The organism is Gemmatimonadales bacterium (genome assembly GCA_030697825.1).
GTDB lineage: Bacteria > Gemmatimonadota > Gemmatimonadetes > Gemmatimonadales > JACORV01 > JACORV01.
Genome location: JAUYOW010000316.1, coordinates 1 through 12,773 on the forward strand (window position 1 = coordinate 1; position 12,773 = coordinate 12,773).

Consider the following 12,773-nt stretch of genomic DNA (forward strand, 5'->3'; position numbering starts at 1 on the left):
TTGGTGACCAGGTCGCCCCAGCAGGCGGCCAGGAGGAGCGTCGCCGCGGCGACGAGGGAGATTCGACGTGCGTGCATATGGCGCGGCTCCATGGTTAGAACGCGAACGCCAGACTGGCGCCGTAGAGTTTCGCGGTGGACGTGTACAACCCCGAGTTGAGCGCCACGGTGGGCACCGATCCCTCAGATGCATCGACTACCCGGCCCCGACGATCCTGCTGCCGGATGTACTGGTACGCGACGTCGAAGCGCAACCGCGGCGAGAGCTGGAGGCCGATACCGGCCGTGCCCTCCACGCGGGCGCCCTCGGGAAGCAGCGGCGTCACCGTCTGCGCCGGCGCCGCGGCCTCGTGCCAAAGCATGCCGCCCCGGACGGTGATCTTGCTGGTCGGCGCGAGCTCGATGCCGCCGCGCCACCCGCTGGTCGCGCGGTAGTCCTCTTTCAGCGTGCGCCGGCCGGCCGAATCCAGGTCGAACGGCAGGATCTGGAACGCCCGCCAGTTCACGTACTGGTAGTCGGCGAGCAGCGTGACCCCGCTCATCGGTCGGAGCGCTACGCCCACGACGATCTGCTCGGGCAGCGGGACCGTCGTGTTCGCCCCCTGGCCGGAGAACAGCTTGCCGGAGAACGCGGAGGTGACGACGGAATCCAGCGGCGTCCCGCCCGGCGCGCCGAGCGGGTTACCGGGCGGCAGGATGATGCCGGTCGGATAGCGGGTGAAGTTCGCCGTGCCTTCGATGTCCACCGTCACGCGCGTAAGGACTCGCGCGCCCACGCTCACCCAGTCCCACGGCTTCGCCAGGAAGCCGAAGTGGGCACCGAATTCGTTGCCGCTGCCGTCGATCTCCACGTCGGCGAAGTCGGTGCCGACCGGGATGCCCAGCAGCGCGAACGTCGTCGTGCCCGTGGCCACCTGCGACGAAAGGTCGACCCGCTGCTTCACGTTGACCGTCGCGTGAACGTAGTCCACGCCCGCGCCGATCTGCACCCGCGGGCTGATCGAGAAAGCGACCGTCGGCGAGAAGTAGATCGCCTTGAGCTCCGCGCGATACGCGAGGAACCGCCCCGCGAAGGTGTTGGGCCATTCGGAGATCAGGCCGTACGGGGCGTTGACTCCCAAGCCCACCGCCCAGCGAGAGTTGAGCTGCCGGGTGACGAAGAGTGTGGGGACCGGGATGTTGTTGTCGGTCGACGGCGTCGTCACGCCGGTGGCGCTGTCGGTGAAGGCGCCGCGGGGCGAGATCATCGTGACGCCGACCTGGGCGTTCCAGCGATTGCCGCCGCCCACGATCCCGGCTGGGTTGAAGAAGACGGCGCTCGCGTTGCACGGCGACGCGACGCCGGTTCCGGCCCGCGCCATCATGCAGGCGTCGTGTTCGTAAACCCCGAAGCCCTGCGCGTTGGCGCGGGTTGCAGTGGCGGTGACCGCGGCCACGAATGCAGCCGCGCTCAGTACGGCGTGTCGCCGCATGGTTCCTCCGACAGGCGGTTTTATTGAGCGAGAAGCGGAGTCGTTCCGATGTTCCGGAGCCGCAGGGGAGGCTACGACCGATGCGGCGGTTTGTCAATGTCTTACGCTGCTTGCGTGCGCCGGCGGCGAACCCTAGGTTCCCGATGGGATTCGCGGGAATAGCTCAGTTGGTAGAGCACAACCTTGCCAAGGTTGGGGTCGCGGGTTCGAGTCCCGTTTCCCGCTTTCGGCCCGGGTGGCGAAACTGGCAGACGCAGGGGACTTAAAATCCCCGGGGGGCGACCCCTTGCGGGTTCGATTCCCGCCCCGGGTATCGCTTTACCAGTTGCCCTACCCACTTCTCACGTCTCTCACTTCTTGCCGATATACGCTTCCACGCTCGTCCCGAAGCTCATCACGTCTATCGGCTTGGTCAGATAGCCGTCGAAGCCCGCCTTGAGCGCCTTCTCCCGGTCGCCCGACATCGCGTGAGCCGTGAGCGCCACGATCGGAGGCATCGCGTCCCCCGACCCCCGCAGCTTCTCCATGAGTTGGAACCCGTCCTCGCCCGGAAGCTGGATGTCCAGCAACACCAGCTCCGGTTTCTCGGCGCGGAAGGTCTCGACGAGCTGCTCCCCACCGGTTAGGCCCACGACGGTGTGCCCCCGAACGGCGAGCACCGCCTTGAAGAGCTTCATGTTGTCGGGATTGTCCTCGACTATCAGGATCTTGGCCACTAGGAACGGGCTCCCACGCGCCTCAGAACGGCGCGGATGCGCGCGATCAGCGATGCCGGCTGGATCGGCTTGGTAACATAGTCCTCGGCGCCCAACTCGATGCAACGTGTTTCCGTCTCCGGGTCATCGTGCGCCGTGACGACGATGACCGGCACGGCCCGTCCGGCGAGCCGCTGTCGCAACGCCTCGAGCACGCCGTACCCGTTGAGCCGCGGCATGTCCATGTCGAGGAGCAGGATCGCCGGCTGGAGCCGCTGCGCCTGCTCCAGCGCGTCCGCGCCGTCCACGGCTTCGGCCACGTCGAAACCCTGCGACTCCAGAATGGCCCTCTCCAGGTTGCGGATGTAGACGTCGTCGTCGGCGATGAGCACGAGCGGCGGCCCGGGCGCCGGCGGCGTTTCGACGGGCTCCGATGGGGGCGGCGGAGCGGCGGCCGCAACGTGGGCCAGCGGCGACGGCGCGGGCGGCGCGGTAGGCGCGGCGACCGGCTTCAGCACCGGCTCGCCGATCACCCGCACCGCTTCGTCGTACCCCGTCTCCCCGGACCAGACCCGTCGCAGCGCTGATTCCCAGAGCGTCTTCATCCCGTATCGGCGGCCGGACTCGACGATCTGCTCCGATAGCGCGCCCGTCGCGATCAGCTCGGCCACGGCGCCGTCGATCGTCAGTATCTCCTCGATTGCCATCCGGCCTCGGTAGCCGGAGAAACCGCACTGCGCGCACCCCTTCGGCTTCCGGATCGCCACGGGCTGATCGAACCCCGTCGGTGGCCGCCACCGCTCGGGCAGCGTGGCAGTGTCCGAGGGCTCGGCGCACTTGGGACACAGGCGCCGCAGCAGCCGCTGGGCGAGCACGCCCTTGAGCGCCGCGGCGATCTTGAATCCCTCGATGCCGATGTCGCGCAGCCGCATGACGGACGCCGCGGCGTCGTCGGTGTGGAGCGTCGAGAGCACGAAGTGGCCGGACAGCGCCGCCTGCCAAGCCGTTTGCGCCGTTTCCAGGTCGCGTATCTCGCCCAGGAGAACGACATCCGGGTCCTGCCGCAGCACCGAGCGCAGCGCGGTCGCGAAGGTGAACCCCTGCTTCTCGTTGACCTGGATCTGGTTGACGCCCTCCAGGCGGTACTCGACGGGGTCCTCGACGGTCACGATCTTGATGTCCCCGGTGTGCAGCTTGTCCAGCGCCGCGTACAGCGTGCTCGTCTTGCCGCTCCCGGTCGGGCCGGTGACGAGGACGATCCCTTCCCGGTAGGAGAGCAGCTTCTCGATGGTGGCGCGCTCGTCCGGCCAGAGGCCCATCGCGTCGAGCTTGAGCGTGGCGGACGCCGGGTCGAGGAGCCGCACCACGATCTTCTCGCCGTGCCGCGCGACGGGGATGCTCGACACGCGCATGTCCCACTGCTTGCCGTCCACCCGCGCCAGGGCGCGCCCGTCGTGCGGGTGCAGTGGGTCGGAGATGTCCAGCTTGGCGAGCACCTTCATGCGCCGCGCGACCGAGCCGGCGGCGCTCCGCGGCACCCGCATCACTTCGCGCATCACGCCGTCCACGCAGTACCGGATGACCAGCCCCTGCTCGCCGGGCTCGAAGTGAATGTCGCTGGCTCGCTCGCGAACGGCGTCGGCGATCGTCGCGTCCACCAGCCGCGCCGTGGGTGCGTCCACCGCATCCGCCGCGGCCGCCTCGACCCTGTCGTCCTCCACCGACTCGACGGTGGCCTGGGGACCGAGCCCGCCCACCAGGCGCTCGATGGAACGCTCGGGGCGGTAGATCTCGTCGACGCGGCGCGCCAGTAGCCCGGGGAGGCTGTAGAGGAACTCCACCTGCCGTCCGGCCACGAAACCGAGCGCCTGCTCGGCGTCGAGGTCGAGCGGGTTGGCAGTGGCGATGCGGATCACCCGGTTCGTGGCGGAGAGGGGAAGGGCCGCGTACTGTCGCGCCACGTTCTCGGGGACGAACTGAACGGCGGCGGGCTCGACCTTGTCGAGCTTGGCGACGGGCACGTGCGCCGCGCGAGCCAGCAGCACTCCGACCTGGTTCGCGTCAGCCAGGTTCCGCTCGATGACGACTGCCGCCACCCATTCCGGCGCTTCGGCGCGGATCGCTTCGGCCTGGTCGTGCTTCAGCAGCCCCTCGCGCTCGAGCGCAGCCAGGCCCCACGCATCGCGCGGGAAACGCACCGGCGCGGGCATGGATTGCGTTCGTCGCGGTGTGGTCATCGGCTATAAGTAGCCGCAGTTTGTCTCGCTAGTCAACGCGAGTAGATTCAGCGCGTGGCGCCTCAGAAGACCGTATCACGATGATCGCGCGCGGCGAGGCCGTTGTCCCGGGGGACAAGTCCATCACTCATCGCGCGCTCTTCCTGGCGGCCCTCACCGCCGGGCGGTGCGCGTTCCAGGGCGCGCTGGCGGCCGGCGACACCCGCGCCACCGCCGCATGTCTGCGGGCGCTCGGCGTGCGGGTAGGGCCGCTCGCCGACCACCGCACCGTCAGGGTGGATGGCGGCGGGCTCCGGCCATTCCACCAGCCAAGCGCGGTGCTCGACTGCCGCAACTCCGGCACGACCGCGCGTCTCCTCCTCGGCCTGCTCGCCGGGAATCCACTGGAAGCGACTCTGACCGGCGACCGCAGCCTCCGCCGCCGCCCCATGGGCCGCGTCGCCGAGCCGCTCGCCGCCATGGGCGCCGGCATCTCGGCGTCTGAAGGCGGGCGCCTTCCACTCACCGTGCGCGGTGGCGCGCTCCGTTCCTACCGTCACCAGAGCCCCATTGCCAGCGCCCAAGTCAAGACCGCACTCCTCTTCGCGGGCCTCGCGGGCAAGGTCAGCGTCACCGTGAGCGAGCCGGTGGTTTCGCGCGACCACACCGAGCGCCTGCTCCAGCTGCTAGGCGTGTCGGTGACGATCGAAGGGACGTCGGTCACGCTGCAGCCCGTCGACGCCCTCCCGGCCTTCGGCGGCGAGATCCCGGGCGACATCTCCTCTGCGGCGTATCTGCTGGCCGCCGGCGTCCTCGCGGATTCGGGCGATCTGACGGTCCGGGGCGTGGGGGTGAACCCGACCCGCGCGGGTTTCCTGCGGGTCCTCGAGCGGATGGGAGCGACCGTCGTGCAGGAGGAGCGCTGGATCAGCCTGGGCGAGCCCGCCGCCACGCTGCGCGCGCAGCCCGCGACGCTGAAGGCGGTCGAGGTCGAGGCCGATGAGATCCCGAGCCTGGTGGACGAAGTCCCGCTGCTGGCCTGCCTAGCGGCGCGCGCCGAAGGGACTTCGGTCTTCCGCGGCGTGGGCGAGCTGCGCGTGAAGGAGAGTGACAGGCTGGCGCTCGTGGCGGGCAACCTCACGGCGCTCGGAGTGCGCGCCTACACCGAAGGCGACACGCTCTGGGTCGAGGGCACGGATGCGCCTCCGATCGGTCCCGTCGTCACGGCAGGCGACCATCGTCTCGCCATGGCGTTCGCGGTCCTGGGCAAGGTGCCGGGCGCGCGGGTCGCGCTGGACGACGAGCGCTGCGTCGCGATCTCCTATCCCAACTTCTTCCGCGATCTCGGGGCCGTGCTCCACCATGCGTAAACGTCCCGTCGTGGCCATCGACGGTCCGGCGGCGAGCGGGAAGAGCACCACGGCCCGCGCGGTCGCGAAGGCGCTGGGCTTCACTCACCTCGACTCGGGGGCACTCTACCGCGCCCTGACCCTGGTTGCGCTGGAGCGCCTGGGCCCGGCGCCCCGGTGGGAAGCGGAAGCGATCGTCGCTGAGGCGCGGCGCCTGCCGGTCTCGGTGGCCGCTGCCGCCGGTGTCCTGGAGGTCACCGTGGGCGGTCTGCCTCTGGGGGACGCCATACGCTCGGAGGCGGTTACGCGTGAGGTCTCGCGGGTCGCGGCCATGAGCCCGGTCCGCGCCTTCGTGAATGACCTGCTCCACGCCGCCGCGGCCGAGGGCGGGGTGGTGATGGACGGCCGTGACATCGGGACCGTCGTCTTCCCGGACGCCGAGGTGAAGGTGTTCCTCGTGGCCGCCCCCGAGGAGCGCGCGCGCCGGCGCCTGGCCGACCGGGGAAGGGTGCCGGATCCGGTCACCCTGAAAGCCGAGGCGGGTGCCTTGCTAGCCCGGGACGAGCACGACCGGTCGCGGGACGTGGCGCCCCTGGCGCAAGCCTCTGACGCGGTGCTCATAGACACCACCCAACTCGGTTTCGACGAACAGGTTCGGCTGGTCGTGGACCTTGTGCGGAAGGCGGCCGGCGGCTAGCGTTAACGGCTTGCCCGCCCCGGCCCTTTTGCCGGTAGTTCGATTCCTCTGTCCCGCGCCCGGAGAGGCGCACTGAGGCCCCGAGTAGTATGCTCACCCAGAACCAGGACGCCCCCGAGACGCTCGAGGGGACGCCGTCCGTCACCCCCCCAACGCCCACCAAGCTGAACGTCAGGCCCGATCTCTTCGACGAGAGCTATTCGCCCGAGCAGTACCAGACGATGATGGAGATGTACGAGGGTACTCTTCAGCATATCGAAGAGGGCGAAATCGTGATGTCGAGGGTTTTGCGGGTCACCGACAACGCCGTCATCCTCGACGTGGGCTTCAAGTCCGAAGGCGCCGTGGCGATCGAGGAGTTCAAGGACGCCAAGTCCCTCAAGGAAGGCGACGAGGTCGAGGTGTTCCTCGAGAGCCTCGAGGACAACGAAGGCGCGGTCATCCTGTCGAAGAAGAAGGCCGACTTCATGCGCGTCTGGGAGCGCATCCGCGTCGCCTACGAGAGCGATGAGCCGGTCGAGGGAATGCTCCAGAAGAAGATCAAGGGCGGGGTGGTCGTGGACCTGATGGGCGTGGACGCGTTCCTGCCCGGTTCGCAGATCGCGCTCCGCCGCGTGCCCAACATAGACGAGCTGCTGGGCCAGTCCTACCAGTTCAAGATCATCAAGCTCAACAAGCGCCGCCGGAACATCGTCGTCTCCCGCCGGGTCATCCTCGAGGCGGAGCGGGCGACCAAGCGCGAACGCCTGATGAAGGAGCTGGAAGTCGGTCAGGTGCGCAAGGGCGTGGTCAAGAACATCACCGACTTCGGCGCCTTCATCGACCTGGGCGGGGTGGACGGCCTGCTCCACATCACCGACATGTCGTACGGCCGCGTCTCGCACCCGTCCGAGATGGTCAAGTTCGGCCAGGAGATCGAGGTCAAGATCCTCGATATCGACTGGGAGCGCGAGCGGATCTCGCTCGGCCTCAAGCAGCTCCAGACCTACCCTTGGACCGACGTCGCCGCCAAGTACCCGGTCGGCACGCGGGTGCAGGGAAAGGTCGTCAGCATCACCAACTACGGCGCGTTCATCGAGCTGGAGCCGGGGATCGAAGGCCTGGTCCACATCTCCGAGATGTCGTGGACCCGCAACGTGCGGCACCCGTCCAAGATCGTCTCCATCGGCGAGACCATCGAAGCGGTCGTGCTCAAGGTGGACGAGGGCGAGGAGAAGATCTCGCTTGGCATGAAGCAGACCGAGCAGGACCCTTGGATGGTGTTGCCGCTCAAGTACCCGGTCGGCACGCGCATCACCGGGAAGGTGCGGAACCTCACCAGCTTCGGCGCTTTCGTGGAGATCGAGCCGGGCATCGACGGCCTCATCCACATCTCCGACATGTCGTGGACCAAGCGCGTCCAGCACCCCTCGGAGGTCGTGAAGAAGGGTGACACGGTGGACGTGGTGATCCTCAACATAGACGCCGACAACAAGCGCATCTCGCTCGGTCTCAAGCAGGCCGAGGAGGATCCGTGGTTGCGCATCGGCGAGACCTATCCGGTGGGTCGCGAGCTCAAGGGCCACGTGGTGCGCATGATGGACAAGGGCGTGGTCGTGGATTGCGGCAACGACATCGAAGGATTCGTCCCGATGAGCCAGCTGGGCATCCCGGACATCCAGAACCCGGCGGACGGCGTGAAGGAAGGCCAGGTCGTCGAGCTGAAGGTCCTCGAGGTGGATCCCATCCACCACCGGATCGTGCTCGCGGCGCTGAGCTTCCCCGACGAGCCGCTCCGGGAGATCCCGAAGCCGTACATCGAGCCGGACCCGGAGAGCCCTGCGCCGGAGACGACGCCGGAGACGACGCCGGAGACGACGCCCGGGGCGTGACCGCCGCGGCGCCGTGGGGAGAACCCCGCGGCGCCGCCGTGTTATGGACCCTGGCGGATCGGTCTAGAAGTCGGCCGTGATCCCCACGATGGCCCGGCGGCCGTTGACCGAGCCGCCGAAGAGGTGGTAGCGCCGCTGGTCGCTGAGATTCGTCGCGACGCCGTGCAGGCGCAGCTGCCGCGTGAGGCGATAGCTGCCGGCGAGGGTGATCGTCTGGCTCGCCGGGACGTACCCGGAGAAGATGCCGGCCGCCCAGTCCATCCCTTCCACGAAGCGCGCCGTGACGCCGAGGTCGGCGCGGTCATCGGCGTAGCGGAGCCCGAGCGTGACCTTCCACTTGGGCGTGTTCGGCACGAGCTGGTCGCCCAACCGCTGCTCGCGCACCTCGAAGTCGAACAGGCTGTACGAGCCGTCGAAGCGGATCCGGTCCGTGACGTGCACGGACGCACCGAGCTCCAGCCCCTGCTCGACGACGCGGCCGGCGTTGGTGTACGACACGATCAAAGCCCGGCGCCCGTCAGGCAGGGTGGCCAGCAGCGGCCCGGCTGCGGCGTTCAGCTGGTTGAAGCCCCCCCGCAACAGGGGGACCGGCCTACGCAGCGGGTGCGTCGTCGGCAGACCGATGCGGGCCAGGCGTGCGTCCAGCGTGTCGAGCAAAGCGACGACCTCGCGGTCCTCATTGAGGCTGTAGAACGGATACTCCGGATTGACGCCCGGGAGCAGGTCGGTCACGAAGTTGCGCATGTCGTTCCGGTAGAGGTCGAGCGTCACGAAGCTGCGGCGCCCGACGTTCCCCTTGTACCCGATCTCCCACCCTGTCACCGTCTCAACCTCGAGGTTGCGATTGCCCCGCGCCTGCACCAGCGTGAGCGAGTCGAAATTCCAGGGCAGCGGGGTGAGGTTGAGCCCGGCGGTCACGGAGGGAGGGAGGGACGCGGCCACTGCCGCCAGATAGGCGTTGAGGCTGGTCTGGAGGCGGCGCGGGCCGGCCGTCGGCGCTCCCGCCGGCACCCGCAGGAAGAACTCCGAGTAGTTGGGCGTCTGGAAGGCGCGGTTGACGGTGAGCCGGATCGAGTGGTCCGCGTGCGGCGCGAAGACGAGCGCGCCCTTGGGCGAGAACTGGGGCTCGAAAATGCTGCCGTCGTCGTAGCGGGCGGCAACCACGGCGCGCACCCACGAGTTCAGGCGCACCTCGATCTGGCCGAACGCCGAAGAGGTGTTGTCCGTACGATCGTCGTCGGCGGCGAGCATCAGCGTCGAATCGGTATCGACCGCGGAGCTCCGGTACGACGCCCCGGCCACGAGGCGGCCCCGGTCGCCGAAGAGCGACTGGTTGAACTGGCCCTCCACGTGATAGATGCTGGAGTGTTCCAACAGGGGAATCCCGGATACGAGCGAGTACTGCGAATCGACCGTGTTCCGACCGGAGTACCAGCCCATCACGCTGAACCGGTTCGTGGCCACGTTGACCCGCGCCCACGGGCGATCGGCCTTGGTGACCTGGACCCGCCCGATCCCTGTGACGAACGACTCGTTTTCCACCCGCGCGGTACCGGCTTCAATGGTCGTGACCGCGCCGCCCGCACCGTAGTAATCCAGGCGCGCGGAGCCGTACTGATTCCGCAGCGGATCGCGCTCCCCCGTGAGCAGGTTCGCGGGATCGAGCTCCTGGCCGTTGAGCGGGCGGACTTCCCGCGACCGGTTGAAGGTGGTGTCGCCGTACTCGCGCCGCAGGTCGAGCGAGTCGCTCGCGGTGCGCGAGCGGCTCCACGTGTCGCTCTGCGTGAGGCCGAGGTTCACGCGATAGCCAAGGCGCCCGTCGGCCGCGACGCCGGCGTGCCGGACGTCCGCGCGAAAGGTGCTCAACTCGCCCGCGGCCAGCGTCACGCGGGTGCCAACGACCTCCCGAGGCGCCGGCGTGATGATGTTCAGGACCCCCGCGAACGCGTTCGCGCCGTACAGCGCGGACCCGGGGCCGCGCACCATCTCGATGCGGCCGATTTCATCCAGCGGGATGGCCATGGCGTTCCACTCCTGCGCCCCGAGGAACGCGATGGAGAGATCCCGGCCGTCCTGGAGCACGAGGATCCGGCGGTTGAGCGAAGAGTTGAAGCCCCGGGCGTTCACGTTGAAGTCGTTCATGCCGCTCTGGACGACGTCCACGCCCGGCACGGTCGCGAGGGCCAAGGGCATCTGCGCCGTGGTCGACAGCTCGCGCGCGACGGCCGGCTCGACCACCGCGACAGCCGCGGGCGCCTCGACGATCCGCTCCGCCGTGCGGGAGGCCGCCACGACGACGATCTCGCTGATCGTCACCGGCTGGAGGTCGAGGCTGGCGTCGGCGGTGACCGTCCGGCCCCCCGTCACCTCGACCGCCAGCTCCCGCGGCTGGAAGCCGAACAGCCGGAACACTAGGACCTGGCTTCCGGCGGGCACGCGGGAGATGGCGAACCGCCCTTCGGCATCGGTCACGGTCTGGAGTCCGGTCGAACGGACGGCGACCGTGATCCCGCGGATCGGTCGCTGGTCGTCAGCTCGTCGCACGACGCCGCGGACGCTGCCGGTGGCTTCCAGAGCCGCGGCCGGGGCGGGAAGCGCGGTCATGCTGACGAGGACGGCCACCAGCGCGACCAGGACCTGCACACCTGCGCGTCGAAGCATACGCCGTTCCTCCAAATAGGATGGGTTGTGAACGGAAGCTGATCCTTGGCCGCCGCTGGCAGCCTGGATGGCGCTCCAAGATGCAACGCCGCCCCGATTCTGGACAGAGGGGTACCCGGAGTGGGAGGCGCCGATGGCCGCCGGTCGCGTCCCGGTATTATCGTTCGCGCGGGCGGGGCGCCAGGTGGGTGCCCCGCGGAAGCTGCGCACAAGGCGGCCGGACGTGACGATGCAGAACAAGCTCAAACGCCTGGAGGCCCTCGCGGCCGAGGCCGTCGCTGGCGGCGGCCCCGATCGGGTCGCCTCCCAGCATGGCAAGGGCAAGCTCACCGCGCGGGAGCGGCTCGACATCCTCCTCGATGAGGGGACGTTCGTCGAGCTCGACCGCTTCGTCACCCACCGCTCGCACGACTTCGGCCTGGACGAGCAGAAGATTCTCGGCGACGGCGTGGTTACGGGCTACGGCAAGGTGAACGGCCGGATCGTCTACGTATTCTCGCAGGACTTCACCGTCTTCGGCGGGTCGCTCTCCGAGGCTCACGCCGAGAAGATCTGCAAGGTGATGGATCTCGCGATGCGGAACGGCGCGCCGGTGATCGGGCTCAACGATTCGGGCGGCGCGCGCATCCAGGAGGGCGTCGCCTCGCTGGGCGGCTATGCCGAGATCTTCCTGCGCAATACGCTGGCCTCCGGCGTGGTGCCGCAGATCTCGGTCATCCTCGGCCCGTGCGCGGGCGGCGCGGTGTATAGCCCGGCCATCACCGACTTCGTCTTCATGGTGCGCGGCACCAGCTTCATGTTCGTGACCGGCCCCAACGTCGTGAAGACGGTCACGCACGAGGACGTGACGGCCGAGCAGCTGGGCGGCGCGGACGTGCACGCCGGGACCTCGGGGGTCGCGCACGTCGTGGCGCCGAGCGAGCCGGAGTGCCTCGCGGCGGTGCGCGCGCTGCTCGACTACCTGCCTTCCAACAACCTTGAGAGCCCGCCCAGCGTCCCGACGAAGCAGGCCGACGAACGGCGCGACGAGTCGTTGCTCGCCATAGTCCCCGACGAGCCGTCGAAGCCGTACGACATGCACGACGTGCTGAAGCGCGTGGTGGACGGCGGCGGTTTCTTCGAGATCCACCGCGAGTACGCCGCGAACATCATCTGCGGCTTCGCGCATCTGGGAGGGCGCGCGGTGGGTATCGTCGGAAACCAGCCGGCGGCGCTCGCCGGCGTGCTCGACATCGGCGCCTCGCTCAAGGCGGCGCGCTTCGTGCGCTTCTGCGACGCGTTCAACATCCCGATCGTAACTTTCGTGGACGTGCCCGGCTTCCTGCCCGGAACCGCCCAGGAGCACGGCGGCATCATCAAGCACGGCGCGAAACTGCTCTATGCGTACTGCGAGGCGACGGTCCCGAAGATCACGGTGATCACCCGCAAGGCGTACGGCGGCGCGTACGACGTCATGAGCAGCAAGCACATCCGCGGAGACGTGAACCTCGCGTGGCCGACCGCGGAGATCGCGGTGATGGGGCCCAAGGGCGCGGTGGAGATCCTGTTCAAGAAGGAGATCGAGACGAGCCCGGACCCGGAAGCCGCCGCCGCCGAGCGGCTGGGAGAGTACACCGAGAAGTTCGCGCATCCGTACATCGCGGCGGGGCGGGGGTATGTGGACGACGTGATAGATCCGCGCGACACGCGGGCCCGGCTGATCGACGCGCTTGAGATGCTGCGGACCAAGCGGGACCGCAATCCGCCGAAGAAGCATGGGAACATCCCCCTGTAACGGGAGCCGGGAGCCGGGAGTCGGACCTTCGGACGTGCG

The 12,773-nt window shown here is 68.8% G+C and carries 8 protein-coding genes and 2 tRNA genes; 6 read left to right on the forward strand and 4 right to left on the reverse strand.

Going from position 1 to position 12,773, the window contains the following annotated elements:
• Window positions 1-94: 94 nt before the first annotated feature.
• Window positions 95-1,471: an outer membrane protein transport protein gene (locus Q8Q85_15435; protein MDP3775653.1), complete on the reverse strand. Its 1,377-nt coding sequence runs from the start codon at window positions 1,469-1,471 to the stop codon at window positions 95-97.
• A 152-nt stretch (window positions 1,472-1,623) separates the two neighbouring features.
• On the opposite strand from Q8Q85_15435, the gene Q8Q85_15440 reads away from it, so the two are divergent.
• Both Q8Q85_15440 and Q8Q85_15445 read left to right on the forward strand, forming a co-directional pair.
• Window positions 1,624-1,696 (forward strand) — tRNA-Gly (locus Q8Q85_15440).
• A 4-nt stretch (window positions 1,697-1,700) separates the two neighbouring features.
• Window positions 1,701-1,784: transfer RNA gene (locus Q8Q85_15445), tRNA-Leu, on the forward strand.
• 37 nt (window positions 1,785-1,821) lie between these two features.
• On the opposite strand, the gene Q8Q85_15450 is transcribed toward Q8Q85_15445, so the two are convergent.
• Together Q8Q85_15450 and Q8Q85_15455 are read right to left on the reverse strand one after the other, a co-directional pair.
• Window positions 1,822-2,187, reverse strand: coding sequence for a response regulator (locus Q8Q85_15450; protein ID MDP3775654.1), 366 nt, complete (start codon window positions 2,185-2,187; stop codon window positions 1,822-1,824).
• The gene (locus tag Q8Q85_15455; GenBank protein MDP3775655.1) at window positions 2,187-4,376 is read right to left on the reverse strand and encodes an ATPase, T2SS/T4P/T4SS family; all 2,190 of its coding nucleotides are present in this window, start codon (window positions 4,374-4,376) and stop codon (window positions 2,187-2,189) included. The genes Q8Q85_15450 and Q8Q85_15455 overlap by 1 nt, the downstream gene beginning before the upstream one ends.
• 107 nt (window positions 4,377-4,483) lie before the next feature.
• Here Q8Q85_15455 and aroA point away from each other — a divergent pair, with 107 nt between their 5' ends.
• The 3 genes from aroA (at window position 4,484) to Q8Q85_15470 (ending at window position 8,299) form a co-directional block, all read left to right on the forward strand.
• The gene (gene aroA / locus Q8Q85_15460; GenBank protein ID MDP3775656.1) at window positions 4,484-5,752 is read left to right on the forward strand and encodes a 3-phosphoshikimate 1-carboxyvinyltransferase; all 1,269 of its coding nucleotides are present in this window, start codon (window positions 4,484-4,486) and stop codon (window positions 5,750-5,752) included.
• A complete protein-coding gene (gene cmk, locus Q8Q85_15465) occupies window positions 5,745-6,428 on the forward strand; it encodes a (d)CMP kinase (protein ID MDP3775657.1) in 684 nt (227 codons plus the stop codon). Before aroA ends, cmk begins: the two co-directional genes overlap by 8 nt.
• 89 nt (window positions 6,429-6,517) lie before the next feature.
• On the forward strand, window positions 6,518-8,299 hold the full coding sequence (locus Q8Q85_15470; protein MDP3775658.1) for a 30S ribosomal protein S1: 1,782 nt from the start codon (window positions 6,518-6,520) through the stop codon (window positions 8,297-8,299).
• Between the two features lie 63 nt (window positions 8,300-8,362).
• Here Q8Q85_15470 and Q8Q85_15475 read toward each other — a convergent pair whose 3' ends face one another.
• Window positions 8,363-10,960: a TonB-dependent receptor gene (locus tag Q8Q85_15475; GenBank protein ID MDP3775659.1), complete on the reverse strand. Its 2,598-nt coding sequence runs from the start codon at window positions 10,958-10,960 to the stop codon at window positions 8,363-8,365.
• A 133-nt stretch (window positions 10,961-11,093) separates the two neighbouring features.
• On the opposite strand from Q8Q85_15475, the gene Q8Q85_15480 reads away from it, so the two are divergent.
• On the forward strand, window positions 11,094-12,734 hold the full coding sequence (locus Q8Q85_15480; GenBank protein ID MDP3775660.1) for an acyl-CoA carboxylase subunit beta: 1,641 nt from the start codon (window positions 11,094-11,096) through the stop codon (window positions 12,732-12,734).
• Window positions 12,735-12,773 lie beyond the last annotated feature (39 nt).

Bases quoted from the DNA above. Each gene is read 5' to 3' on its own strand.
- Q8Q85_15435 (MDP3775653.1), bottom strand. From the start codon at position 1,471: ATGCGGCGACACGCCGTACTGAGCGCGGCTGCATTCGTGGCCGCGGTC.
- Q8Q85_15455 (MDP3775655.1), bottom strand. From the start codon at position 4,376: ATGCCCGCGCCGGTGCGTTTCCCGCGCGATGCGTGGGGCCTGGCTGCG.
- aroA (MDP3775656.1), top strand. From the start codon at position 4,484: ATGATCGCGCGCGGCGAGGCCGTTGTCCCGGGGGACAAGTCCATCACT.
- cmk (MDP3775657.1), top strand. From the start codon at position 5,745: ATGCGTAAACGTCCCGTCGTGGCCATCGACGGTCCGGCGGCGAGCGGG.
- Q8Q85_15470 (MDP3775658.1), top strand. From the start codon at position 6,518: ATGCTCACCCAGAACCAGGACGCCCCCGAGACGCTCGAGGGGACGCCG.
- Q8Q85_15475 (MDP3775659.1), bottom strand. From the start codon at position 10,960: ATGCTTCGACGCGCAGGTGTGCAGGTCCTGGTCGCGCTGGTGGCCGTC.
- Q8Q85_15480 (MDP3775660.1), top strand. From the start codon at position 11,094: ATGGCCGCCGGTCGCGTCCCGGTATTATCGTTCGCGCGGGCGGGGCGC.